Source organism: Ectopseudomonas oleovorans (genome assembly GCF_003052605.1).
GTDB classification, from domain to species: domain Bacteria; phylum Pseudomonadota; class Gammaproteobacteria; order Pseudomonadales; family Pseudomonadaceae; genus Aquipseudomonas; species Aquipseudomonas oleovorans_A.
The window spans coordinates 1-23,524 of the sequence record NZ_QASO01000011.1 but is presented as its reverse complement, the minus strand read 5'-3'; the positions used below and the strand labels follow the sequence as shown (position 1 = coordinate 23,524).

The following is a 23,524-nucleotide window of genomic DNA, read 5'->3' as shown; positions in this document are numbered from 1 at the left end:
TCTTTTTCGAAGCAGAGAGGTCGTCGTGGAGCGTTTATCCATGCGTAAGATTCGCGAAGTACTACGTCTCAAGTTCGAGGTCGGACTATCGGCTCGCCAGATTGCGGTCAGCGTGCAGGTCGGTCGTGTCACCGTCGGCGACTACCTCAATCGTTTTGCCGCCAGCGGTCTCAGTTGGCCCTGTTCGTTGTCCGATGCCGAGTTGGAGCAGCAACTGTTCCCGCTGACACCAGTGGTGCCCAGCGAGCAGCGTCCACTGCCCGATTGGGCATGGATGCATGCCGAACTGCGCCGCCCCGGCGTAACCCTGGCGCTGCTCTGGCAGGAGTACCGCCTGAGCCAGCCGCAGGCTTTGTCGGCATCAATAAAAAGGCCACCTTGAAGGTGGCCTTTGCTGTTTCTGGGCGCTGATCAATCGCCGCGATATTCGCAGCCGCTGGTGCAGGTCTCGTGGATGCGTACGCGCGACAGCTCAGGCAGCAAGGGTTTGACCTGTTGCCAGATCCACTTGGCCAGCACTTCGCTGGTTGGGTTTTCCAGGCCGGGGATGTCGTTCAGGTAGTTGTGGTCGAGCTGCTCGTAGATCGGTTTGAAGATCGTCTTGATCTCAGAAAAGTCACGAATCCAACCGGTATAGGGATCGACTTCACCTTCGATATAAATGGCGACTCGAAAGGAGTGGCCGTGCAGGCGGCCGCATTTGTGGCCTTCCGGTACGTGTGGCAGGCGATGGGCCGCCTCGAAGATGAACTCTTTGAACAATTCCACTGAACAGCGCTCGCGTAAATGATTCCGCCTGATTGGCGTTGAGCGGCACAGTTTATCAGGTATGGCCCGATTGCCGCCTAATCACGTCCGCTCAAAAGGTTGACCGGATCAATCAGAGGGGTTGCAGGCGTTCTGCCAGGCGGCCGCTTTCGACCAGTTCGAGAAATTCGTCGCCGAGCCGCGCGCTCTCGGCCATGGCCTGACGCCAGTAGCGCTCGCGCCCCTCATCATTGCCCAGGTAACGCTTGAAGTCGGTACGATCCGGCAGCTTACCGTGCGGCAGGCGCGCCAGGTAGTCGCGTGATGGTGCCAGCAGCAGTACGTCCTGCAGGCGGCTGCGGTCGCCACGGCGCCAAGGCATGCTCTTGTCGAACCAGCCCGGTATCACCCGGTCGGTGAAGTGCGGATAGAGCACGATGTCTTCGCCGCTGTAGGGCAGGTCGAGGTGATAGTCGAGTAGGCCGCCGTCGCGGTAGGCGCCTGGTTCCAGGCCAGGAATTTCACGAATCGCCTCCATCACCATGGGGATCGAGCCCGAAGCCAGCAGGGCGTGGCGCAGGTTCTTCGAGGTCAGCGCATGGAAGTGCGAACGGAAGTCGCTCAACTGAGCCAGGGGCGGCACCTGTCGCGCATCGTGCAGAATCACTCGGTCGAAATGACGGCCAAGGCGCTGGCGGGCCAGAAAGTTGTTGCCGATCACCGATGACAGGCCAAGGCCGAGTTTGCCGCGATGGTCGTGTTGCAGCAGGCCATGGCTATTGACCACGACAATATGCAGGCGGTAGTGCGGGTTGGCGATGATGGCGGCATCCTGATCGGCGAGCAGCTCGTTGAGCATCTGCCGGCAACTGCCCGACACCTCGGCCATGCTCACGCCTTTGGCGAAGCGCTGGGAGGTGTACAGCTCACCGAGTCGTCGAATCCCCACTGCCGGATCGGGCAGGCAGGCACTGGCGAAGCGCCAGGAGCCGATGGACGCGCCGATCAGTGCGCGTTCACGCGGCGCGCGAAGCAACCAGTCACCAAACAGTGCCAGATCCAGGCCTTGAATGCCGATGCCCTTGGGCCCGCCTGCCGCTCCAGGCAGGATGCCGACGTCCGCCGGGCTCAGGCCATTCTGGCTAATTCGCGCCAAGGCTCTGGGGCCGACCTTGATAGTCAGGGCAGGGGATTTGATATGGATCGCGCTCATCATGCCTCCTTTCGCAGCAGGCGATTATAGAGGGCTGAGTGAGCAGGCCAAGCCACTTCATGCGGTGAATGACGTGAGTGAATTCAGCTTGAATTAAGTGCCTGGGCCTAGAGTGGCAGTCACTGATTCACTGCTGGAGAAACCCATGAAACGATTGATCAGCCTCGCAACACTTGCCACCCTCGCCAGCGTCGCTACCATTGCCCAGGCGCGTGATCTCGGCCCGGATGAGGCCCAGCGTCTGCGTGATGCCGGGACCATCAAATCCTTCGAACAGCTCAATGAAGCGGCACTGGCCCAGCATCCAGGCGCGCGCATCGAAGAAACCGAGTTGGAAGACGAATACGGTCGCTATATCTATCAGATCGAGCTGCGCGATACCCAGGGCGTGCAGTGGGACCTGGAGCTGGATGCCAGCACCGGGGAAATCCTCAAGAACCATCAGGACGATTGATGAAGTTTCGACGTACCACCGCGCTGTTGCTGGTTCTGGCATGCGGTTTCGCCAGTGTGCCGGGGATTGCGCGCGATCTCGACCAGGATGAGGCTCTGCGCCTGCGGCGCGAGGGTGTCATCATGCCCTTCGAGCAGCTGATGGAGCACATCGGCAATGCCTACCCCGGTTCCACTTTGCTCGAAGCGGAGCTGGAGGAAGAGGATGGCGTGCTGGTCTATGAAGTCGAGATTCTGACCACCTCGGGCGTGGTGCGTGAGCTCGAACTGGATGCCCGCAACGGCAATATTCTGAAGGATGAGGAAGACGACTGATGCGCCTGTTGCTGGTGGAAGACCATGTACCCCTGGCCGATGAGTTGACCGCCAGCCTCACGCGTCAGGGCTATGCCGTGGACTGGTTGGCCGATGGCCGTGATGCGGCCTATCAGGGCGCCAGCGAGCCTTATGACCTGATCATTCTCGACCTAGGCCTGCCAGGCAAGCCGGGGCTTGAGGTGCTGCAGGAGTGGCGTGCCGGCGGACTGGCCACGCCGGTGCTGGTGCTGACTGCGCGAGGTTCCTGGGCCGAGCGCATCGAAGGACTGAAGGCCGGCGCCGACGACTACCTGACCAAACCCTTCCACCCCGAGGAACTGGCCCTGCGCATCCAGGCGCTGTTGCGCCGCGCCCATGGCCTGGCTAACCAGCCGCAACTGGAGGCCGCCGGGCTGCAACTGGACGAGAGCCGCCAGTGCGTGACAGCAGGCGGCGAAGCCATCGACCTGACTGCAGCCGAGTTTCGTCTGCTGCGTTATTTCATGCTGCATCCGGGGCAGATTCTCTCCAAGAGTCATCTCGCCGACCACCTCTATGACGGCGAGACAGAGCGTGATTCCAACGTCATCGAGGTTCACGTCAACCGCCTGCGCGGCAAGCTCGGACGCAACGTGATCGAGACCCGCCGCGGGCAGGGCTACCGCTTTACCGGAGAGCAGGGTTGAGGTCCATTCAGCGCCGGCTCGGTATTGGCCTGGCCGCGACGCTGCTGCTGGTTGGGCTGGTACTGGCGCAGGCCAGCCTCTGGGTCTTCGACCGCGGCCTGCGCGCTTATCTGGAAGAGAATCTGCGTGACGAGGCGCAAGGCCTGCTGGCCGCGCTGATCCGTGGTCCGGCAGGTTTGCAACTGGATGAGCGACGTCTCGATCCCTCGTTCCAACGGCAATTCTCGGGGCATTACTTTCGCATCGATTTTTCCGACCGCAGCTGGCGTTCACGCTCGCTGTGGGATCGTGAGCTGCTCAAACCCAACGGCATTGGCATGCAGGCCGAGCTGGGCGATGGCCCGCAAGGCCAGTTGCTGCTGATCTACCGCGCCGACTACCGTCGCTATGGCGAGAATCTGTCGATCAGCGTGGCGCAGGATTACCAGCCGATACTGCAGAGTTTTCGCCGCATGCAGTGGGTGGGTTTGGGCCTGGGAGGCGCTGCGCTGCTGCTGATCCTTGTTGCCCAGCGCTACACCGTTCGCCGAGCCCTGCGCCCACTGGAACAGGTGCGTCAGCAGATCGCGCAACTGCAGCAGGGTCGACGTAGCGATCTGGATGCCGAGGTGCCCGAGGAGCTGGAGCCTCTGGTCGCGCAGATCAACCACCTGTTGGCGCATACCGAGGACACCCTCAAGCGCTCGCGCAATGCGTTGGGCAATCTTGGCCATGCACTTAAAACGCCGCTGGCAGTGCTGATCAGCCTAGCGGGTCGCGAAGAGTTGGCGGCTCATCCGGCCCTGCGCGCGACCATGCGTGAACAGTTGGAGCAGATCGAGCAGCGTCTCAGCCGCGAGCTGGGGCGTGCGCGCCTGGCTGGTGAGGTGCTGCCGGGTGCACGTTTCGATTGCGCGCAGGAGCTGCCAGGATTGTTCGCGACCTTGTCGATGATTCATGACCACGGCCTGAGTCTGGACTGGCAGGCGCCGCCGGGCCTGGTGCTGCCGCGTGATCGTGAAGATTTGCTGGAGCTGCTCGGCAACCTGTTGGACAACGCCTGCAAATGGGCCGATCAGCGCGTGCAGTTGACGGTGGAGGAGAGTGCCGAGGGCTATCGCCTGTCTGTCGATGACGACGGCCCCGGCATCGATGCCGAACGCCGCGAGGCCGTGCTGGGCCGCGGTACTCGCCTGGATGAACAAGTGGCGGGGCACGGCCTGGGTCTGGGTATCGTGCGCGACATCATCGAGGCCTGGCATGGCCGTATAGAACTGCAGGACAGCCCGCTGGGCGGGCTGCGAGTGGTGGTCAGTCTGCCACGGCGTTGAGCCTCAGGCTCACGCCGGTCACTCCATCGTCTGGTGGGTTACGCGGCGCGGTAAGTTCGCTGGCGCCTGCAAACGCTGCCTTCAGCGCCGCTAACCCATCCTGCGATTCCCTTACATGCCGTTGGCGAAGGCCGGGTTGTCGAAGCTGATGGCGGCGCGTACCGGCTGCAGGGCGTGGGCGTAACGCACCAGTACATCGAGCGCGTAATCGATGCGGGCGCGGATACGCTCATCGGCTTCGTCCACCGCCTGTGGGCCGTTCAATACTTTCTCGACCTGACGCACGATCAGGTGCTCCGGCAGGTAGCACAGGCGGCAGTTCTTGTAGCTGGAGGCGCGCAGTTCGCTGATCGGGTAAGCGCCGCCAATACCGGAGGAAACGCCAACCAGCAGGCCCGGCTTGTGCGCCAGTTCGGCCTTGCTGGCGTAGATGAAGAAATTCTTGATCGCCGGGCAGGCCATGCCGTTCCACTCCGGCGCGATGATCACCACCGCATCGGCGGCGGCCAGTTGCTGTTGGTACATGCCCCAGGGGCCGGCATCTTCAGCGGGCCACAGCGGTAGCGGCGCCAGGCCCAGATCGATGATGCTGCTGGTGTCCTGAGTGGTTTGCCCCATCTCGATCAGGCGCTGACGCAGCACGCGAGCGATCTTTCCCGATTGGCTGTTGTTGCGGCTGGAGCCGGCGACCAAGGCGATATTGAGCATGCTGCTTCCCCCGAAAAAGAACGCAGGCTAGGCGATTGCCTGCCTGCGCCGCAAGGGAAGCGCCGCCAGAGCGAGGATGATTTGGCGTCATGTCCACCTGTGCGCGGCCCGGATTTGAGGTGCGCGCGGCGCGCCCTACCTGAGGTTACACGCGGAACTGATCCATCAGGCTCTGCTGGTGATTGGCCAGTCGATTGAGGTTCTGGCTCACCTGCGCCGACTCGTCGGCCTGTGCGGTGATGGCCTCGGTGACGTCGCGAATCGAGGCAACGTTGCGGTTGATCTCCTCGGCCACCGAGCTCTGCTCCTCCGCCGCGCTGGCGATCTGCAGGTTCATGTCGGTAATGGTGCTGACCGCCTGGCTGATGCGCTGCAGCGCGGCCACGGCCTGCTGAACCTGCTCGACGCTGCCCTGAGCCTGGCGATGACTGCTGTGCATGGTGCTGACCACCTCGCGCGTGCCGTTCTGCAGGCCTTCGATCACCTGGCGGATTTCCTCCACCGAATCCTGGGTGCGTTTGGCCAGGTTGCGTACTTCGTCGGCGACCACGGCAAAGCCGCGACCGGCTTCGCCCGCACGCGCGGCCTCGATGGCGGCGTTGAGGGCAAGCAGGTTGGTCTGCTCGGCAATCGAGCGAATCACCTCCAGCACCGAGCCGATCTGCTCGCTGCTGTTGGCCAGGCCTTCGACTTCCTGCATGGCCACATTCATTTCATTGGCCAAAAGATCGATGGTGCTGGTAGTGCGGTCGATCACCTGCAGGCCTTCTCGGCTGGCCTGGTCGGCATTGCGCGCGGCTTCTGCGGCCTGCGCGGCATTGTGGGCGACATCCTGGGCGGTGGCGCTCATTTCCTGGAAGGCGGTCGCCACCTGGTCAACCTCGCGATACTGCTGCTGCATGCCGGCGCTGGTCTGGCTGGCGATCGCTGCGGACTGATCGGCCGTGCTGCGGGCGTCGATCACGCTGTTCTTCACGTCGGCGATGATGGGCTGCAGTTTGTCGAGGAAGCGGTTGAACCAGCCAGCCAACTCGCCCAGCTCATCCTGCCGGGCGTATTGCAGGCGGCGGGTCAGGTCGCCTTCGCCGCTGGCGATATCCCTGAGCATGGCGGCCACACCGAGAATCGGCCGCGTTACGCCGCGTGCCGTCAGCCACATCAGCAGCAGACCGGCGATCACCGCGACAAGGCCCATCAGCAGCGCGACCAGACTGTCACTGGCACGGTTGGCATCGAGCTGTGCGCCCAGCGTGATGGCGCGCTCTAGCAGTACGTTCTGAGGTACTTCGAGCAGCACTGACCAGGGCTTTGACTCGGGGATGGGTTTGAACGGGCTGATCTCGCGGAGCATGTCACCGTGATGCAGCTCGGCATCGCTGCCGCTCTGGATCAGGCCGCGCAGTTCGCTGGCGTTTTCGGGAAAGGCGCGTTCGACCGGCTGGCTCAGCAGGCTGCCGTCGCGGCTGTGGCCCGCCAGCAGGGCGCTGGGGCTGAAGATGCTGATATGGCCCTGGCCGTCATACAGCTCGCGATTGGCCTCCTGGCTGATCTGTTGCAGGCTGGCCAGGCTGATATCGACGCCCATCACGCCGATGATCTTGCCGTCTAGTTCCAGCGGGAAGGCGATGCTGGTCATCAGCGTCTTCTGCCCGCCGACCTCGTCGTAATAAGGCTCCAGTACGCAGGGCTGACGGGTCTCGCGCGGGCAGGTGTACCAGGCGTTGTAGGCCACGCCGTTGTCACCCGGCGTGGTGTCGCCGAGCAATTCTTCGGTCATGGCCTCGGCTTCCAGCTTGCCGATCGTGGGTTGTGCCCAGTACAGCGCGAAGCGCCCTGCGTCATTGCTGCCCAGGTCGGGCTGGTCGGCGAACAGCTCGTCCTTGCCGTCCAGAGCGTTGGGTTCGAACACCAGGTACAGGCCGAGCAGGGCGGGGTTGGCTTCCAGGCTGCTGCGCACCTGGCGGGTCAGGTCCTCACGCAGGTCGAAGGCATCGAGAAAGCGCTTCTCAGCCTGCTCGCGCAGAAACAGAATCTGCCGGGAAAACCCCTTGCCGTACTGGTAGGCGTCCATGAAGTAACGCTGGATGCGAATCGCCTGTAATTCACTGCGCGCCTTGAGGCGCAGTGTCGCGCTCTCTTCCAGCATGGCAGAGCTTGCGTCGCGCACCAGGCTGGCGCTGCGGTTGGACTGATACTGCGAGGCACCCACCAGCAAGGTGACGATGGCGAGCAGGCACAGGCCGGCGAGCAGGGTGATCTTCCATTGGATCGAAAGACGGCTGAACAGCATGGTGCGTTCCTTTCTACATGGACTTAGAGGGTTATCGGTGTGCGGCCCGTATTCTTGATCGATACGTGTGTGGTCGGAATTATGCACGTTTCGATTTAAATAATGAACGAGCATGCGTTTTGACAGGTGTGGCTCGCTTACGGCAGAGTACGCGGCTTTTTGCGCCGTGCAGGTGGAGTGCTTTATGAACGCTGTAATCGCTGCGGTCGGCATCATGCTGGTCCTCAGTCTCTGTCGCGTACACGTGGTCGTGGCGCTGATCATTGGTGCGCTGGCCGGTGGGCTGCTTGGTGGGCTGGGCGTCGAGGGCACGCTGAAGGCGTTCAACCAGGGACTCGGTGGTGGGGCGACCGTTGCCCTTTCATACGCGCTGCTGGGGGCTTTCGCCGTGGCCATCGCCAAGGCGGGCCTGGCCCACGCCCTGGCGGACAAGGCGCTGGCGCTGGTCGGCAAGCAGCAGGAAGGGGCAGGTGGTGCGCTGAAGTGGCTGCTGATCGGGCTGCTGCTGGCGGTGGCGATCTCCTCGCAGAACCTGCTGCCGATCCATATCGCCTTCATTCCGTTGCTGGTACCGCCGCTGCTCTATGTATTGAGCAAGTTGCAGCTCGACCGTCGCTTGATCGCCTGCGTGCTGACCTTCGGTCTGATCACGCCGTACATGTTCCTGCCGGTGGGTTTTGGCGGCATCTTCCTCAACGAGATCCTGCTGGCCAATGTCGCCAAGTCCGGGGTTGATGTCACGGGTATCAATGTCACCCAGGCGATGTTCATTCCGGCCCTGGGCATGCTCTTCGGCCTGCTTGTCGCGGTGCTGTTCAGCTACCGTGGTAAGCGCGTCTATGACCTGGAGAAAGTCGCGCAGGCCGAACGCGTGGACGTGCACTACAACCCGCTGAGCCTGCTGGTGGCAGGGCTGGCCATCGCCGCGGCGTTCGTCGTGCAGCTGTGGCTGGACTCGATGATCATCGGCGCGCTGGTCGGTTTCGTGATTTTCTCGGTGTCCGGCGTGGTGCGCTGGAAAGAAGCGGACGGTCTGTTTACCGAGGGCATGAAGATGATGGCCATGATCGGCTTCATCATGATCGCCGCTGCAGGTTTCGCCGAGGTGATGAAGACCACCGGTGAGGTCAGGACGCTGGTCGATAGCTCCGCAGCCCTGATTGGCCATAACAAGGCCGTTGGCGCGCTGCTGATGCTGCTGGTCGGGCTGCTGGTGACCATGGGCATTGGCTCTTCCTTCTCGACCATCCCGATCATCGCCGCGATCTTCGTGCCGCTGGGCGTGCAACTGGGTTTCAGCCCGCTGGCCATCGTCTGCATCGTCGGCACGGCCGGTGCCTTGGGTGACGCGGGTTCACCTGCCTCGGACTCGACGCTCGGGCCTACCTCGGGGTTGAACGCCGATGGTCAGCACAACCACATCTGGGACAGCGTGGTACCCACCTTCCTGCACTACAACCTACCGCTGCTGGCGTTCGGTTGGGCCGCCGCTATGCTGCTGTAAAGGTGTGAACAGACGCCGGGTTAAGTTCTCGGCGCTTGGGTCGCTTAACTCCTGAACGGGGCTGCCGATAGACGGGTAGCCCCGTTTTTGCGTTGGCTTCGCACAAGGACAATAACAATGCACCTGACATTGAAAGCCAAGGTAATCCTGCTTGCGCTGGTTCCCGTCACCTCTTCGCGCTGGTGCTCAGCGCCACGGCGGCGAGGGTGTTGCAGAATCTGGCTGCTGATGAAGTGGCCGAGACCCGTGAGCGTCTGCTGCAGGAGAAACGCAGCGAGCTCGAGCACTACATCCAGATCGCACTGGGCTCGGTGAAGGGGCTCTACGATGGCGCCGCGCAAGGCGACATGGCCAGGCGCGAACAGGCCATCGCCATCCTCTCGAAGATCAAGTACGGCGCCGACGGCTACTTCTTCGGCCACGACTCCAACGTGGTGCGCCTGTTCCGTGGCGACAGCCCGGTGGATGTCGGCAAGAGCCTGGCCGAGCGGCACGACCCGAACGGTGTGTACATCAACCGTGAGTTGGTCAACCAACCGGTTTGTCGAGAAGGTGCATGGCCTGGTGCGGCAGATCGTCGAAATGACCGGGCAGCTTACCGAGCTGGTGGGCCAGGTTTCCGAGCAGGCGCAGCGCTCCGAGCAGGCCATGGGGCAGTAGCGCCACGAAACCGATCAGGTGGTCACGGCGATCAATGGAATGTCCGCTGCCGCGCACGAAGTAGCCAAGAGCGCGCAGAACGCCGCCGAAGCCGCGACCGCGAAGGGCAGGCAGCCAAAATCGTGGTCGATGGCAGCATCAAGCGTATTCATGCTCACCAGATAAGGCACATGGGCGCCGAGACCGAGGGCACTACCGACGATCAGGGTGGGGTGATGATGCCGACGAAGCTGGCCAGCACATGCTGCAGCGCCGCGAAGATGGCAGGGGCGAAAGCTGGCGTGTCGTCCAGCTGATAGATGAGGTCGCTGTTGTCGACGGGCGCAGCTGGGGCTTGGGTGTTGCTGTCTGCGGTCATGTCATAGCCTGCCAGTTGTTTTATATGGTCATGGGCTTACACGAGGCTTCACGGCACCTCTGCTCTGCTCGAAGGAAAGCTGTCCTGTCGGTCAGAATATGCCGACTATAGAAATTGTGGCCATGGCTAAAAACAATTTATTTATGGATTGTGCACAAAAAGCTGGGCGGCCGCTCAGCTTGCGCTGCCGGCGGTTCGGCGGGGTGCCGGGTTGGCGCTTGAGTCGCTCCTGCACGAAGCAGGGGGGCGTAGGGTGGACATGGCGCAGCTTTGTCCGCCAATGTCCTTTCGCCGTCCTCTGCGCGAGCGGCGCTGGACAAGCCTTTGGCATGTCCAGCGGGTTGTCGAGCTTCCAGCGCAAGCCATTTCTTGTGGAGCTGCGGCCCGAAGGGGCCCCTGATGGTAGGCCATAGAAAGGCTGTGTCTGCGTTAAGTGTTGGGAGTGGGTGCAAGGGTCAGTAGGGTGGGCTTCACGCCTCCTATACTGGAGCGACAATGAAGGTTTTCAAGGCGCTTGTGGCGCAGCCCGACATGGAATGAGTGTTCATTGATGGCAGCTATGCCAAGGCTCACCAACACAGTGCAGGCGCTGCCAGTGGCAACGATGAGGCCATAGGAAAAAGTCGAGCTGGCAATACCAGCACGATTCACCTGGCAGTTGATGCTCATGGACTGCCCATCGAGTTTGAAATTACGGGGGTCAAATCAATGATTGCACCCAGGCTCCCGCATTGATTGCCAAGCTCCCGGAGGCAGAAACCATTGTCGCGGACAAGGGCTATGACAGCGAGAGAGTTCGGGAGCAGGTTGAGCAACAAGGGGCCAAGGCCGTGATCCCGAGAAAGCGTAACACCGTTTGCGGCCCGATGCAGCGATCGATCCTGAGCCGGCTACTCGTGTCGAATGCTGCGATTCCTGCCCTGGGCTTTGGCTATGTAAAGGGCTTTGTCGGCTGCCGCCAGCAGACGCTCCAGGTAGCGGTCGCAGGGTTTCAGGCTGGCGATGCCGATGCTTACCGTGACCGGTTCGTTGGCGACCTCAAGCGCCTTGACCTGATCATGCACGCGCTCGGCGATATCGCTGGCTTCAGCGTGATCGGCGTGGGGTAGCCATATCGCGAACTCTTCGCCGCCGTAGCGCACCACACTGTCGCCACTGCGCACGCTGGCCAGAAGACGTTGCGCCATATCCACCAGAACTCGATCTCCCTCGGCGTGGCCGAAGCGATCATTGATCTGTTTGAAGTGGTCGATATCGATCAGCAGGAGGCTGCCGCAAGCCAGGTCGCTGACGCTGCCGAGCCACTGCTCGACATGCACTGACAGCGCTCTGCGATTACTCAGCGCAGTCAGTGGGTCGGTATGGCTCAGTTGTGCAAGCTGCTCGGCTTCACTCTGAATTTCCACCGCGTAGCTGGCCAACTGGGCGTAGGCGCTCTGCAGCGCCAGGTTGGCCTTGGCCAGTTGTGCTGCGCTTTCCTGCGCCTGTTCGCGAGCCTTGAGCAGCTCTGCTTCGAAACGTTGGCGATCCTTGGCGACGAAGAACAGCCAGATGACCTCCGGCGCGCCATCGACTTCGCTGATGCGTGCGTTGGCCATGACGGGTATTGCCTGGCCGTTTTCTGATTGCAGTTGCAGGTAAAGCTCACTGAACTCGCCGTTGCGCAGCAACAGGGGCCAGGCGTGGGTTTGCAGGAAGATGCGACTGGCCGGCGGAAAGAACTGGTCCATGCCTTCGGCCGCACCCGCACCTGCCAGGCGCTTGAAATCGCAATTGGAGTGCTTGATTCGGCCGTTGCAGTCAGTGACCAGTACCGGGCCGGGTAGGTGATCAAGATAGAACACGTGTGCGTGCTCCCTGCAGGTAGCGATGCATGGCGGCGCTCACCAGTTCAGGATGGCTCATGTGCGCGCAATGGCCGCTGACGTCCAGCGTTTCCAGGGTGCTGCCCGTGAGTGCGCTATGCAGATAGTCGGCAACTGATGTGGGAACCAGTGCATCACGCTGGTGGTGCAGGATCAGGCTGGGCGAAGGACACGACTGTAGCGCCGGGCGGATATCGGAAAAGAAGGTGGCTTGAGCGAAGGCATGGGCCATGATTGGGTCGGTCGAGCAGAAGCTGTCGGAGAGCTGCCGGGTGACTGCGGGAGTTTCGTCGGCCGATACCAACGGTGCGAACTGCTGGGCCCAGCCCAGATAGTTATGGGCCATCAGCTCCAGCAGCCCTTCCAGGTCACTGCGTTCGAACCCACCGCGATAGTCGGGCGGATCGTTGAGAAAACAGGGGGAGGGGCCGAGAAGAATCAGCCGGGAGAACAGCTCGGGCCGCCTGATGGCAGCAAGAATGCCGACGCTGCAACTGATCGAGTGGCCAACGAAGGTCAGATCACCCGAGAGTTCGAGCGCGTCGCATACTTCCAGAAGGTCTTCTACGTAACCCTCCAGCTGGGCATAGCGGGCAGGGTGGAAGGCACTGGCATCGGAGCGGCCGCTGCCGACATAGTCAAACAGCACCTGGTGCCAGTGCTGGCTGAAGGCTGGCGTGACCTTGCTCCACATCTCCTGATTGCAACCGAAGCCGTGGCCGTAGATGAGCGTCGGGGCATCGGCCGTTTCCGCTTTCAAGCGTTGAACGTTGTTGCGCTGGATGATGTTCATGCCGCCACCTTGCCATTTGCCGAGTTGGCCTTGGCCAGGGCTCAGCTGCTGTGAAGACGAAAAAATGGCGTCAGTATAGTGATTTTTCTGACTGGTGGCTTTTGGCTACGACTCGTTTCGCAGTTCTGCCAGGCTGCGATACAGCTCCAGCGCTTGTGGGTTTGCCAAGGCATCGGTGTTCTTCACCGGGCGGCCGTGGACGACGTTGCGTACTGCGAGCTCGACGATCTTGCCGCTGAGGGTGCGCGGGATATCGGCGACCTGGATGATTTTCGCCGGCACGTGTCGCGGCGTGGTGTTGGCGCGGATCATTCGGCGAATCTCTTCGCGCAGGGTGTCGTCCAGCGTCACGCCATCACGCAGACGTACGAACAGCACCACGCGCACATCGCCCTGCCAATCCTGGCCAATGACGATGGACTCCAGCACCTGCGGCACCTTTTCCACTTGGCGATAGATCTCTGCGGTGCCGATGCGTACGCCACCCGGGTTGAGCACGGCGTCGGAGCGGCCGTGGATGACCAGGCCGCCATGAGCGGTTTCCTCGGCATAATCGCCGTGGGCCCAGACGCCGGGGAACGTGGCGAAATAGGCAGCGCGGAATTTCTCGCCGTCTGCATCGTTCCAAAAGCCCACTGGCATTGAAGGAAAGTGTCTGGCGCAGACCAGTTCACCTTTTTCCCCTGTCAGCGCCTGGCCATTGTCGTTCCACACCTGCACGTCCATGCCCAGGCCCTTGCACTGCAGTTCACCGCGCCAGACTGGCAGGGTCGGGTTGCCCAGGGCGAAACAGGAGACGATGTCGGTGCCGCCGGAAATCGACGACAGGCACAGGTCACGTTTCACGTCGCGGTAGATGTACTCGAAGCTCTCGTGAGCCAGTGGCGAACCGGTGGAAAGAATGACCTTGAGGCTGCTCAGCTTGTGGCTTTCACGAGGTCTGACGCCGGCTTTCTCCAGTGCGGCGATGAACTTGGCGCTGGTGCCGAAGATGGAGATGTCCTCGGCGTCGATCAGATCGATCAGGCGGGCCGGTTCGGGATGGAAGGGCGAGCCGTCGTAAAGCACCAGGGTGGCGCCCAGGGCCAGGCCGGAAATCAGCCAGTTCCACATCATCCAGCCGCAGGTGGTGTAGTAGAACAGAGTGTCGTCGGGCCCAAGGTCGGTATGCAGGCCCAGCTCCTTGACGTGTTGCAGCAGGGTGCCGCCGACGCCGTGGACGATGCACTTGGGCACGCCGGTGGTGCCGCTGGAGTAGAGGATGTACAGCGGCTGGTCGAAGGGCACAGGGGTGAACTGCGGCGCGCCGCCGGGTTGGTAGAAATCCTGCCAGAGGGTCGTTAGAGCAGCTGACTTGTAATCAGTAGGTCTGGCCTCGACGCGTGAGTAGGGCACGATAACCAGCCGTTCCAGGCTGGGCAGTTGCGGGAGGATTTCGTTGAGCTTGTCGGTGAGGTCGATTCGCTTGCCGGCGTAGCGGTAGCCGGCGGCGGCGATCAGCACCTTGGGCTCGATCTGACCGAAGCGATCAATGAACCCCTGGGTGCCGAAATCCGGCGAGCAACTCGACCAGGTGGCGCCGAGGCTGGCGGTGGCGAGCACGCCCACCACGGTCTGCCAGGTGTTGGGCATGAATGCAGCCACCCGATCACCGATGCCCACGCCCGCGTTGTGCAGGGCGCGTTGCAGCCCGGCGACATGGGCGGCCAGTTGCGCATGGCTGAGTTGCTCGCGGCTACCATCCTCGCCGACGGCCACCAGCGCCGGGTGACCGTCACGGCGACGCAGCAGATGCTCGGCGAAATTTAGGGTGGCACCGGGAAACCACTGCGCATCGGGCATTGCCGGGCCTTCGCCTAGTACTCGTTCGGCGGGCGCGTGGAAGTGGATCTGGAAGAAATCGACGATGGCCTGCCAGAAGGCTTCGCGTTGCTCGACGCTCCAGGCATGCAGGGCAGGGTAGTCGGCCAGATGCAGGGCATGGCGGTCGTTGATGAAACGGCGGAAGGCATCCATTCGGCTGGCGGCGATACGCTCGGCGGAAGGCGTCCACAGAGGTTGCTGCATGGTCAGTCCTCGTCGTTCTTGTCCCTGGGCTGCAGCTTAGTGCGTTCGGGGCATTTGACCTTTAACTCAGACGACCTTTGCTGCTATCGCACCGACTTTCTCATCGGTTCCGAAACTCTGGATAAAACGACGGGGCGATACGCTGCAGCCCCTTGTAGGAACGGCTTTAGCCGCGAAAATCGCGGATGAATCCGCTCCTACAGTGCAGAAGGCGATGACATCTATCGGCTCAGGCGAGCACGCGCCACCCGCGAGCCATTGGCCTTGCCCAGTACCTCACAGATGCGTTGACCCGCGGCGATCAGCTTATCCATGTCCACGCCGGTTTCGATACCCTGGCCCTGCAGCAGGTAGAGCACGTCTTCGGTGGCAACGTTGCCGGTGGCGCCCTTGGCGTAGGGACAACCGCCCAGGCCGGCCACCGAGCTGTCGAACACATTGATGCCTTCGAGCAGGCTGGCGTAGATGTTGGCCAGGGCCTGGCCATAGGTGTCGTGGAAATGCCCGGCGAGCCTGTCACGCGGTATGTCGCGAGCGACCACCTCGAGCATCGAGCGCGTCTTGCCGGCGGTGCCTGTGCCGATAGTGTCGCCCAGCGACACCTCGTAGCAGCCCATGGCGTAAAGCTCGCGGGCGACGCTGGCGACCTGCTCGGGCGCGATTTCGCCATCGTAGGGGCAGCCCAGTACGCAGGAAACGTAGCCGCGCACGCGCACGTTCGCTGCCTTCGCCGCCTCCATCAGCGGTACGAAGCGCGCCAGGCTGCCGGCGATGGAGCAGTTGATGTTCTTCTGCGAGAAGGCCTCGCTGGCGGCGGCGAACACCGCCACTTCCTCGACCTTTACCTCCAGCGCGGCTTCGAGGCCTTTCAGATTGGGCGTCAGGGCGGCGTAGGTGACGCCCGGCTGGCGCTGAATGCCGGCGAACACCTCGGCGGAGCCAGCCATCTGCGGTACCCATTTGGGCGAGACGAAGCTACCTACCTCGATATAGCTCAGACCGGCTGCTGTCAGATCGTCCACCAGGCGTACCTTGTCGGCGACGCTGATCGGCTGCTTCTCGTTCTGCAGGCCGTCGCGCGGGCCGACTTCGACCAGGCGTACGGATTTGGGCAGGTTCATCGGTTGTCCTCGTATTCATCGTAGGGTGCGCCGTGCACACCGTCTGCGGCAAGAAATCGTAGGGCGGGTGCAACCCGCCAACACGATCTGGCGGGTTGCACCCGCCCTACACAGAGCAGAATCGGTGGGCTGAAACGGATTGGCGCCTGGCCCGCCCTAGGGTTCGAGCTCCACCAGCACTGCACCTTCGCTGACCATTTCCCCTTCGCGGCAGTACAGCGCCTTGACCGTCCCGGCTTGCGGCGCGCGGATGCTGTGCTCCATCTTCATCGCCTCCAGTACCACCAGGGCTGCGCCAGCCTCGACCGTCTGGCCGGGTTCGACCAGTACACGGACAATGCTGCCGTTCATGGGCGCGCTCAAGCCACCATGCTGGGCGTGGCTGGCTTCAACGGCCGCGATGGGGTCGAAGCGGGTGATCGCGTGCAGTTCACCGCGCCATTGCAGGTAGAGGGTTTCGCCACGGCGAATGGCGCGTAGACGCTGGCGTGTGCCGTCGATCTCCGCCAGCAGCTCTTCACCCTGCAAGCACGCCCGGTTGTTCGCGCGCACCTTGCGGCTCTCGCCCTGACTGCTCAGGTGCAGCTCGATTTCCGTCACGCCACCGGCGCGCCAGCCACTGCGGGTCGCCCAGGGCGAATGCGGGTCGTCGTCGCGCTCTAGCGGCGCCTCGCTCTGTACCCAGGCATCGGCTGCCAGTTGCCAGAAGGCCTCCGGCAACTCGCTCGGTGCAGGCAGCAACTGCTGCTGATGGCGCGAGATAAAGCCCGTATCCAGCTCGCACGCGGCGAAAGCCGGATGGGCGAGGATGCGGCACAGGAACGCCAGGTTGGTCTTCACACCGCCGACCAGGGTGTCGCCGAGCATGGCGAGCAGGCGCAGGCGCGCCTGCTCGCGGTTCTCGCCCCAGGCGATCAGCTTGCCCAGCATGGGATCATAGAAGGGCGAGACGCTGTCGCCCTCGGCCACGCCGCTGTCGATACGGCGCCCATCGCCACTGGCAGCTTCGCGGTACAGCGCCAGGGTGCCGGTAGCGGGGAGAAAATCGTGATCCGGGTCTTCGGCGTACAGCCGTACCTCGATGGCGTGGCCGTTCAGCGGCATCTGCGCTTGGCTGATGGGTAGTGGCTCGCCACGAGCAACGCGAATCTGCCAGGCCACCAGGTCGAGGCCGGTGATGGCTTCGGTGACCGGGTGCTCGACCTGCAGGCGAGTGTTCATCTCCATGAAGAAGAAGTCGCCGCGCTCATCCAGCAGAAATTCCACCGTGCCGGCGCCGACGTAGCCGATGGCCTGCGCCGCCTTGACCGCCGCCTCGCCCATGGCGCGGCGCAGTTCGGCGGACAGGCCGGGGGCGGGCGCTTCCTCCACCACCTTCTGGTGGCGGCGCTGGATCGAGCAGTCGCGCTCGTTGAGGTACAGGCAGTTGCCGTGCTGGTCGGCGAACACCTGAATCTCCACATGGCGCGGCTTGAGTACGTATTTTTCCACCAGCATGCGCGAGTCGCCGAAGGCTGACTGCGCTTCGCGCTGCGCGGATTCCAGCGTCTCGGCGAACTGCACCTCTGACTCGGCGACCTTCATGCCTTTGCCACCGCCGCCGGCAGCGGCCTTGAATAGCACCGGGTAGCCGATGCGTTTGGCGGCCTCGCGGAAGGTATCAAGATCCTGCTTTTCACCGTGGTAGCCGGGCACCAGCGGCACGCCGGCAGCCTCCATCAGCGACTTGGCCGCCGACTTGCTGCCCATGGCTTCGATAGCAGAGGCGGGTGGGCCGAGGAAGATCAATCCGACCTGTTCGATGGCGCGGGCGAAGCCGGCGTTCTCCGAGAGAAAACCGTAGCCGGGGTGAATGGCCTGCGCGCCGCTGGCCTTGGCGGCAGCGATGATCTTGTCGATCAGCAGGTAGCTTTCGCCAGGCTTGGCGCCGCCGAGATTCACCGCCATGTCGGCTTCGCGCACATGCCGTGCATTGGCATCGATGGCGCTGTGCACTGCGACGGTACGAATGCCCATGGCCTTGGCCGTACGCATCACACGGCAGGCGATCTCGCCACGGTTGGCGACCAGCAGGGTGTCGATCATGTCATTGCTCCTGCCAGGTGGGTTGGCGTTTTTCCAGGAACGCACGCAGGCCTTCCTGACCCTCGGCGCTGACGCGCAGGCGGGCGATGGCGTTCTCGGTGTAGCGGCGCAGGGCTGGGGTCAGGTCGCCGCTGCCGACTTCGCGCAGCAGATCCTTGCTGGCGCGCATGGCTTGCGGGCTGTTTTGCAGCAGGTTGGCGACCCAGGCTTCGACCTGAGCGTCCAGCTCATCGGCCGGGAAGCATTCGGCGAGCAGGCCCAGTTCGCGGGCACGCTTGCCGTCGAAACGCTCGGCGGTGAGCGCGTAGCGCTTGGCGGCGCGCTCGCCAATGGCCTGCACGACGAAGGGGCTGATCACCGCCGGGGCCAGGCCGATGCGCACCTCGGACAGCGAGAACAGGGCGTCCTCGGCACCGATGGCCATGTCACAGCAACTGGCCAGACCCACTGCACCACCGAAGGCGGCGCCTTGCACCACGGCCAGGGTCGGGATCTTCAGGCCGTGCAGGTTGTACATCAGCTCGGCCAGTTCGCGGGCATCGCCCAGGTTGGCGTTGTAGTCCAGGCCGGCGGCCTGTTGCATCCAGGCCAGGTCGGCGCCGGCGCAGAAGTGCTTGCCACGGCCACGCAGCAGGAGAAAACGCAGGCTTTTGTCTTCACCGACGGCATCGAGGGCGAGGATCAGCTCGCGGATCATCTCGGCGTTGAAGGCGTTGTTCTTCTCCGGGCGATTCAGCCACAGGGTGGCGAAGCCGCGTGGGTCTTTTTCAAGCTCGATGGTGGTGAATTCGGTCATGTCTGTCGCTCTCAGAACTCTGGTGTAAGAGCCGGCTTGCCGGCGATGCTTTTGATCGCCCGCAAGCGGGCTCCTACAGACTGGTGTTACATCCGGAACACACCGAAACGGGTCGGCTCGATGGGCGCGTTGAGGCTGGCCGACAGCGCCAGGGCCAGCAGCTCGCGGGTCTGCGCCGGATCGATCACGCCGTCGTCCCACAGCCGGGCGCTGGAATAGAAGGCGTGCGCCTGCTGCTCGTACTGCTCGACGATGGGCTGCTTCAAACGCTGCTCGTCTTCGTCGGAGTAGGGCTGGCCAGCACGCTGCGCCTGTTCGCGCTTGACCTGCACCAGCACGCCTGCGGCCTGCTGCGCGCCCATCACACCGATCCGCGCGTTGGGCCACATCCACAAAAAGCGTGGGTCGTAGGCACGGCCGCACATGCCGTAGTTACCGGCGCCGAAGCTGCCGCCAATGATCACGGTGAATTTCGGCACCTGGGCGCAGGCCACGGCGGTGACCAGCTTGGCGCCATGTTTCGCAATTCCCCCGGCTTCATATTTTTGCCCGACCATAAAGCCGGTGATGTTCTGCAGGAACAGCAGCGGAATGCCACGTTGGCAGGCCAGTTCGACGAAGTGCGCGCCTTTCTGCGCAGCCTCGGCAAAGAGGATGCCGTTGTTCGCCAGGATCGCCACCGGATAGCCGTTGATGCGGGCGAAGCCGCACACCAGGGTGGTGCCGAACAGCGCCTTGAACTCATCCAGCTGCGAGTCGTCGACGATACGCGCGATCACCTCGCGTACATCGAAGGGCTGCTTGGCGTCGGCCGGGATCACCCCGTACAGCTCCTCGGCGGCATAGCGCGGGGGGATGGGCGCGCGGCTGTCGAGTTGGCCGAGCTTGCGCCAGTTCAAATTGCTGATGCTGCGTCGGGCCAGGGCCAGGGCGTGTTCGTCGTCCTCTGCATAGTGGTCGGCCACGCCGCTGGTCTTGCAGTGCACATCGGCACCGCCCAGTTCCTCAGCGCTGACTTCTTCACCCGTGGCGGCCTTCACCAGCGGCGGGCCGGCGAGGAAGATGGTGGCCTGTTCGCGCACCATGATGGTCTCGTCGCTCATGGCCGGCACGTAGGCGCCACCGGCGGTGCAGGAGCCCATCACCACGGCGATCTGCGCAATGCCCAGCGCGCTCATATTGGCCTGGTTGAAGAAGATCCGCCCGAAGTGTTCGCGATCCGGGAACACCTCGTCCTGGCGCGGCAGGTTGGCGCCGCCGGAGTCCACCAGGTAGATGCACGGCAGGCGGTTTTCGCGGGCGATGGCCTGGGCGCGCAGGTGCTTCTTCACCGTCAGCGGGTAGTAGCTGCCGCCTTTAACCGTGGCGTCGTTGGCCACGATCATGCATTCGACACCTTCGACACGACCGATACCGGCGATCACCCCTGCGGCGGGCACGTCTTCGCCGTAGACCTCATGGGCGGCGAGCTGGCCGATCTCGAGGAAGGGCGAGCCGGGATCGAGCAGGCGGTTGATGCGTTCGCGCGGCAGCAATTTACCGCGCGAGGTGTGGCGCTCCTGCGCCTTGGCGCCGCCGCCTTCATGGACGCGGGCGAGCAGGGCGCGCAGTTCGTCCACCTGGGCGAGCATGGCCGCCTGGTTAGCGGCGAACTCCGGGGAGCGGGTGTTGATCTGGGTGTGCAGGATGGCCATGGATGCCTCTTCGCTTGGCTCCCTGTCTCTCCGGGAGAGGGGTGAGGTGAGGGGAAAGCCCCTCATCCGCCCTTCGGGCACCTTCTCCCAGCGGGAGAAGGGATCACTTGGTCTCGTTGAACAGCTCACGGCCGATCAGCATACGACGGATCTCGCTGGTGCCGGCGCCGATCTCGTAGAGCTTGGCGTCGCGCAGTAGGCGGCCGGCCGGGTATTCATTGGTGTAGCCGTTGCCGCCCAGCAGCTGGATGGTATCCAGGGCCATCTTGGTGGCCATCTCGGCGGTATAGAGGATCACCGCGGCGGCGTCCTTGCGCGATTCCTCGCCGCGGTCGCAGGCCTTGGCCACGTTGTACAGGTAGGACTTGGAGGCATTCATGCCGGCGTACATGTCGGCGAGCTTGCCCTGCACCAGCTGAAATTCTCCGATGGACTGCTTGAACTGCTGACGCTCGTGCACGTAGGGCAGCACCACGTCCATGCAGGCGCTCATGATCCCGGTCGGACCGCCGGAGAGCACGGTGCGCTCGTAGTCCAGGCCGCTCATCAGCACGCGTACGCCACCGCCCTCGCTGCCTAAGATGTTCTCTTCCGGCACTTCGCAGTCTTCGAACACCAGCTCGCAGGTGTTGGAGCCGCGCATGCCCAGCTTGTCCAGCTTCTGGTGGCGGGAGAAACCCTTGAAGTCGCGCTCGACGATGAAGGCAGTCATGCCACGCGAGCCGGCGTTGATGTCGGTCTTGGCGTAGATCACGTAGGTGTGGGCGTCCGGGCCATTGGTAATCCACATCTTGTTGCCGTTGAGCACGTAGCGGTCGCCGCGTTTTTCGGCGCGCAGCTTCATCGACACCACGTCGGAGCCGGCGTTGGGCTCGCTCATGGCCAGGGCGCCGATATGCTCGCCGGAGCACAGTTTGGGCAAGTACTTCTGCTTCTGCGCCTCGCTGCCGTTCTTGTGAATCTGGTTGACGCACAGGTTCGAATGCGCGCCGTAGGACAGGCCAACCGAGGCCGAGGCGCGGCTGATCTCTTCCATGGCCAGCACATGCGCCAGGTAGCCCATGTTGGTGCCGCCATACTCTTCCTTGACCGTCATGCCGAGCAGGCCCATGTCGCCGAACTTGCGCCACATGTCCATGGGGAATTCGTTGTCACGGTCGATCTGCGCGGCACGTGGCGCCAGCTCGTTCTGGGCGAACTGATGGACCGAGTCGCGCAGCATGTCGAGGGTTTCGCCGAGGCGGAAATTGAGGGTGGGGTAGCTCATGGGGTCACCTGCTGTTGTTCTTGTCGTGGAGGTGATTACGCGGTCGTTTCGGCCAAGGCAGCGAGACAGCGCTCCTCGGCGGTATCCAGTTCCAGCTGCATCTGCTGGATATCCAGTAACTGTTGCTCAAGCTGCAGACGGCGCTCGGCGATCTTGCCCATGAAGGTCTCCAGCTGTTTACGGCTGCCGGTTTCCGGGTCGTAGAGCTCGATCAGCTCGCGGCATTCAGCCAGTGAGAAGCCGATGCGCTTGCCGCGCAGGATGAGTTTCAGCGTCACCTTGTCCTTGGCGCTGTAAACGCGCTCCTGACCGCGCCGCTCCGGCGCGAGCATGCCTTGCTCCTCGTAGAAGCGGATGGCGCGGGTGGTGATGTCGAGCTCGCGGGCCAGATCGGAGATGGAGTAAGTGGTTGCCATGGTCATTGCTCGTTTACCTTTACGTTAACGTAAGCCTGTGCAAATCTGCCTGTCAATCTCACTCCACAACAATCACAGAGGTTGAGCATGCGTATCGACGAATCCGTATTCCTGATCTGCGGCGGCGCCTCTGGTCTTGGCCTGGCAACAGCCCGTGAGCTGGTCGGATGCGGTGGCAAGGTGGTGCTGCTGGATATCAACGTAGAAGCGGGCCAGCAGGCCCTCGTCGAGCTGGGCGGCAACGCCCGTTTCGTATGTGCCGATATCACCCGCGAAGAGGATGGCCAGGCCGCCGTGGCACAGGCGTTGGCGGCGTTCGGCGCACATGGCCTGGACAGTTTCCGCCGTACCGTCGAGATCAATCTGATCGGCAGCTTCAACCTGTTGCGCCTGGCAGCCGAGGCCATGGCGCAGAACACGCCGAACGCAGGCGGCGAGCGTGGGGTCATCATCAATACCGCCTCGGTGGCGGCGTTTGACGGGCAGATGGGCCAAGTCGCTTACGCTGCGTCCAAGGGCGGCGTCGCGGCACTGACGCTGCCGGCGGCGCGTGATCTGGCGCGCTCGGGCATCCGTGTGATGTGCATTGCCCCCGGCGTGTTCGAGACGCCGATGATGGCCGGTATGCCGCAGGAGGTGCGTGATTCGATGGCGGCCAACGTGCCGTTCCCGCCGCGACTGGGTCGGCCCGACGAATACGCCGCGCTGGTGCGGCATATCGTCGAGAACCCGATGCTCAACGGTGAAGCGATCCGTCTCGATGGCGCGCTGCGCATGGCGGCTAAGTAACCAGAATGCTTTTGGGGCGGTCGTGGCCTTTGTAGGAGCGGCTTCAGCCGCGAAAGTCATGGCATCTCGATTCGCGGCTGAAGCCGCTCCTACGCTCAGAGAGGGGGCCAGGATTTCATTCGGGGCGCCCCAGCAGAAATTTCCCGGAGTGCATCCGTATATGGACTCCTCCCGTTTTGCCAGTGAAATAATCTGCCTCTGAACCTAGGTACGACTGCTTCCGTATATTCGACTTCTGATAAGGCGTTAGCCTTGAGCCATGATGAATTTCGCTCCTGTGCGCCTAACCGGGCTAGCGGCCTTGCAAAGCAGAGGGCCGATGGATGCAGCAGGTTACACACAGGTCGGTGCGACCGGTTCGTCATCAGTTCATGTCACTGTGCAATCGAGTGGATCTCTACTACG

General features: G+C 63.0%; 19 protein-coding genes and 3 pseudogenes. 9 read left to right on the top strand and 13 right to left on the bottom strand.

From position 1 onward, the window contains the following. Positions 1 to 40: 40 nt before the first annotated feature. Positions 41 to 364 (top strand): annotated as a pseudogene (locus DBO86_RS02015) (IS21 family transposase); the annotation flags it as partial. A gap of 47 nt (positions 365 to 411) precedes the next feature. Here the strand turns inward: DBO86_RS02015 and queD are convergent. Together queD and DBO86_RS02005 are read right to left on the bottom strand one after the other, a co-directional pair. Continuing rightward, complete coding sequence (gene queD / locus DBO86_RS02010) at positions 412 to 768, bottom strand: 6-carboxytetrahydropterin synthase QueD (RefSeq protein WP_074855975.1); 357 nt, start codon at positions 766 to 768, stop codon at positions 412 to 414. 112 nt (positions 769 to 880) lie between these two features. Then, positions 881 to 1,960 carry a patatin-like phospholipase domain-containing protein gene (locus DBO86_RS02005; protein ID WP_074855978.1) on the bottom strand — a complete coding sequence of 360 codons (1,080 nt, stop codon included), beginning with the start codon at positions 1,958 to 1,960 and terminating at the stop codon, positions 881 to 883. Between the two features lie 145 nt (positions 1,961 to 2,105). Between DBO86_RS02005 and DBO86_RS02000 the strand changes: the two genes are divergently transcribed. The 4 genes from DBO86_RS02000 to DBO86_RS01985 are packed head-to-tail and all read left to right on the top strand — an operon-like array spanning position 2,106 to position 4,706. After that, a complete protein-coding gene (locus tag DBO86_RS02000) occupies positions 2,106 to 2,414 on the top strand; it encodes a PepSY domain-containing protein (RefSeq protein WP_003461318.1) in 309 nt (102 codons plus the stop codon). After that, positions 2,414 to 2,728: a PepSY domain-containing protein gene (locus tag DBO86_RS01995; RefSeq protein ID WP_003461320.1), complete on the top strand. Its 315-nt coding sequence runs from the start codon at positions 2,414 to 2,416 to the stop codon at positions 2,726 to 2,728. Before DBO86_RS02000 ends, DBO86_RS01995 begins: the two co-directional genes overlap by 1 nt. Continuing rightward, complete coding sequence (locus tag DBO86_RS01990) at positions 2,728 to 3,396, top strand: response regulator transcription factor (RefSeq protein WP_003461322.1); 669 nt, start codon at positions 2,728 to 2,730, stop codon at positions 3,394 to 3,396. The genes DBO86_RS01995 and DBO86_RS01990 overlap by 1 nt, the downstream gene beginning before the upstream one ends. Then, positions 3,393 to 4,706, top strand: coding sequence for an ATP-binding protein (locus tag DBO86_RS01985; protein ID WP_003461324.1), 1,314 nt, complete (start codon positions 3,393 to 3,395; stop codon positions 4,704 to 4,706). The genes DBO86_RS01990 and DBO86_RS01985 overlap by 4 nt, the downstream gene beginning before the upstream one ends. 111 nt (positions 4,707 to 4,817) lie before the next feature. Here the strand turns inward: DBO86_RS01985 and DBO86_RS01980 are convergent, their stop codons facing one another. After that, positions 4,818 to 5,414: an NADPH-dependent FMN reductase gene (locus tag DBO86_RS01980; RefSeq protein WP_003461326.1), complete on the bottom strand. Its 597-nt coding sequence runs from the start codon at positions 5,412 to 5,414 to the stop codon at positions 4,818 to 4,820. Between the two features lie 145 nt (positions 5,415 to 5,559). Beyond that, the gene (locus DBO86_RS01975) at positions 5,560 to 7,704 is read right to left on the bottom strand and encodes a methyl-accepting chemotaxis protein (protein ID WP_039964721.1); all 2,145 of its coding nucleotides are present in this window, start codon (positions 7,702 to 7,704) and stop codon (positions 5,560 to 5,562) included. A gap of 184 nt (positions 7,705 to 7,888) precedes the next feature. Here DBO86_RS01975 and DBO86_RS01970 point away from each other — a divergent pair, with 184 nt between their 5' ends. From DBO86_RS01970 to DBO86_RS01955, 3 genes and pseudogenes are all read left to right on the top strand, one after another. Then, positions 7,889 to 9,208 (top strand): Na+/H+ antiporter family protein, encoded by a 1,320-nt coding sequence (locus tag DBO86_RS01970; RefSeq protein WP_108232852.1) that lies wholly within the window; start codon positions 7,889 to 7,891, stop codon positions 9,206 to 9,208. 117 nt (positions 9,209 to 9,325) lie between these two features. Next, positions 9,326 to 10,086 (top strand): annotated as a pseudogene (locus DBO86_RS27400) (cache domain-containing protein); the annotation flags it as partial. A 632-nt stretch (positions 10,087 to 10,718) separates the two neighbouring features. Next, positions 10,719 to 11,134: pseudogene (locus DBO86_RS01955) on the top strand (IS5 family transposase); the annotation flags it as partial. On the opposite strand, the gene DBO86_RS01950 reads toward DBO86_RS01955, so the two are convergent. From DBO86_RS01950 to DBO86_RS01910, 9 genes are all read right to left on the bottom strand, one after another. Continuing rightward, positions 11,117 to 11,824 carry a GGDEF domain-containing protein gene (locus DBO86_RS01950; protein ID WP_425266778.1) on the bottom strand — a complete coding sequence of 236 codons (708 nt, stop codon included), beginning with the start codon at positions 11,822 to 11,824 and terminating at the stop codon, positions 11,117 to 11,119. The pseudogene DBO86_RS01955 and the gene DBO86_RS01950 overlap by 18 nt on opposite strands. Before the next feature lie 232 nt (positions 11,825 to 12,056). Next, entirely contained in the window at positions 12,057 to 12,884 is an 828-nt protein-coding gene (locus DBO86_RS01945) for an alpha/beta fold hydrolase (RefSeq protein ID WP_003461339.1), read from the bottom strand. 105 nt (positions 12,885 to 12,989) lie between these two features. Beyond that, the gene (locus DBO86_RS01940) at positions 12,990 to 14,951 is read right to left on the bottom strand and encodes an acetoacetate--CoA ligase (RefSeq protein ID WP_108232850.1); all 1,962 of its coding nucleotides are present in this window, start codon (positions 14,949 to 14,951) and stop codon (positions 12,990 to 12,992) included. Between the two features lie 221 nt (positions 14,952 to 15,172). Continuing rightward, positions 15,173 to 16,072: a hydroxymethylglutaryl-CoA lyase gene (locus DBO86_RS01935; protein WP_108232849.1), complete on the bottom strand. Its 900-nt coding sequence runs from the start codon at positions 16,070 to 16,072 to the stop codon at positions 15,173 to 15,175. A 156-nt stretch (positions 16,073 to 16,228) separates the two neighbouring features. Then, positions 16,229 to 18,157 carry an acetyl/propionyl/methylcrotonyl-CoA carboxylase subunit alpha gene (locus tag DBO86_RS01930; RefSeq protein WP_084340751.1) on the bottom strand — a complete coding sequence of 643 codons (1,929 nt, stop codon included), beginning with the start codon at positions 18,155 to 18,157 and terminating at the stop codon, positions 16,229 to 16,231. A 1-nt stretch (position 18,158) separates the two neighbouring features. After that, positions 18,159 to 18,953, bottom strand: coding sequence for a gamma-carboxygeranoyl-CoA hydratase (locus tag DBO86_RS01925; protein WP_074855992.1), 795 nt, complete (start codon positions 18,951 to 18,953; stop codon positions 18,159 to 18,161). An 86-nt stretch (positions 18,954 to 19,039) separates the two neighbouring features. Then, positions 19,040 to 20,647: a carboxyl transferase domain-containing protein gene (locus DBO86_RS01920; protein WP_108232848.1), complete on the bottom strand. Its 1,608-nt coding sequence runs from the start codon at positions 20,645 to 20,647 to the stop codon at positions 19,040 to 19,042. A 103-nt stretch (positions 20,648 to 20,750) separates the two neighbouring features. Beyond that, entirely contained in the window at positions 20,751 to 21,914 is a 1,164-nt protein-coding gene (locus DBO86_RS01915; protein WP_108232847.1) for an isovaleryl-CoA dehydrogenase, read from the bottom strand. Between the two features lie 35 nt (positions 21,915 to 21,949). Next, complete coding sequence (locus DBO86_RS01910; protein ID WP_017676704.1) at positions 21,950 to 22,330, bottom strand: MerR family transcriptional regulator; 381 nt, start codon at positions 22,328 to 22,330, stop codon at positions 21,950 to 21,952. Between the two features lie 87 nt (positions 22,331 to 22,417). Between DBO86_RS01910 and DBO86_RS01905 the strand changes: the two genes are divergently transcribed. Continuing rightward, on the top strand, positions 22,418 to 23,119 hold the full coding sequence (locus DBO86_RS01905; protein ID WP_003461350.1) for an SDR family NAD(P)-dependent oxidoreductase: 702 nt from the start codon (positions 22,418 to 22,420) through the stop codon (positions 23,117 to 23,119). Positions 23,120 to 23,524: the final 405 nt, after the last annotated feature.

What these genes read in the sequence shown, in the direction of transcription:
- DBO86_RS02000 (WP_003461318.1), top strand. Translation starts at nt 2,106, where the DNA reads ATGAAACGATTGATCAGCCTCGCAACACTTGCCACCCTCGCCAGCGTC.
- DBO86_RS01925 (WP_074855992.1), bottom strand. Translation starts at nt 18,953, where the DNA reads ATGACCGAATTCACCACCATCGAGCTTGAAAAAGACCCACGCGGCTTC.
- DBO86_RS01995 (WP_003461320.1), top strand. Translation starts at nt 2,414, where the DNA reads ATGAAGTTTCGACGTACCACCGCGCTGTTGCTGGTTCTGGCATGCGGT.
- DBO86_RS01950 (WP_425266778.1), bottom strand. Translation starts at nt 11,824, where the DNA reads ATGGCCAACGCACGCATCAGCGAAGTCGATGGCGCGCCGGAGGTCATC.
- DBO86_RS01935 (WP_108232849.1), bottom strand. Translation starts at nt 16,072, where the DNA reads ATGAACCTGCCCAAATCCGTACGCCTGGTCGAAGTCGGCCCGCGCGAC.
- DBO86_RS01980 (WP_003461326.1), bottom strand. Translation starts at nt 5,414, where the DNA reads ATGCTCAATATCGCCTTGGTCGCCGGCTCCAGCCGCAACAACAGCCAA.
- DBO86_RS01910 (WP_017676704.1), bottom strand. Translation starts at nt 22,330, where the DNA reads ATGGCAACCACTTACTCCATCTCCGATCTGGCCCGCGAGCTCGACATC.
- DBO86_RS01920 (WP_108232848.1), bottom strand. Translation starts at nt 20,647, where the DNA reads ATGGCCATCCTGCACACCCAGATCAACACCCGCTCCCCGGAGTTCGCC.
- DBO86_RS01940 (WP_108232850.1), bottom strand. Translation starts at nt 14,951, where the DNA reads ATGCAGCAACCTCTGTGGACGCCTTCCGCCGAGCGTATCGCCGCCAGC.
- DBO86_RS01990 (WP_003461322.1), top strand. Translation starts at nt 2,728, where the DNA reads ATGCGCCTGTTGCTGGTGGAAGACCATGTACCCCTGGCCGATGAGTTG.
- DBO86_RS01945 (WP_003461339.1), bottom strand. Translation starts at nt 12,884, where the DNA reads ATGAACATCATCCAGCGCAACAACGTTCAACGCTTGAAAGCGGAAACG.
- DBO86_RS01905 (WP_003461350.1), top strand. Translation starts at nt 22,418, where the DNA reads ATGCGTATCGACGAATCCGTATTCCTGATCTGCGGCGGCGCCTCTGGT.
- DBO86_RS02005 (WP_074855978.1), bottom strand. Translation starts at nt 1,960, where the DNA reads ATGAGCGCGATCCATATCAAATCCCCTGCCCTGACTATCAAGGTCGGC.
- DBO86_RS01970 (WP_108232852.1), top strand. Translation starts at nt 7,889, where the DNA reads ATGAACGCTGTAATCGCTGCGGTCGGCATCATGCTGGTCCTCAGTCTC.
- DBO86_RS01930 (WP_084340751.1), bottom strand. Translation starts at nt 18,157, where the DNA reads ATGATCGACACCCTGCTGGTCGCCAACCGTGGCGAGATCGCCTGCCGT.
- DBO86_RS01915 (WP_108232847.1), bottom strand. Translation starts at nt 21,914, where the DNA reads ATGAGCTACCCCACCCTCAATTTCCGCCTCGGCGAAACCCTCGACATG.
- DBO86_RS01975 (WP_039964721.1), bottom strand. Translation starts at nt 7,704, where the DNA reads ATGCTGTTCAGCCGTCTTTCGATCCAATGGAAGATCACCCTGCTCGCC.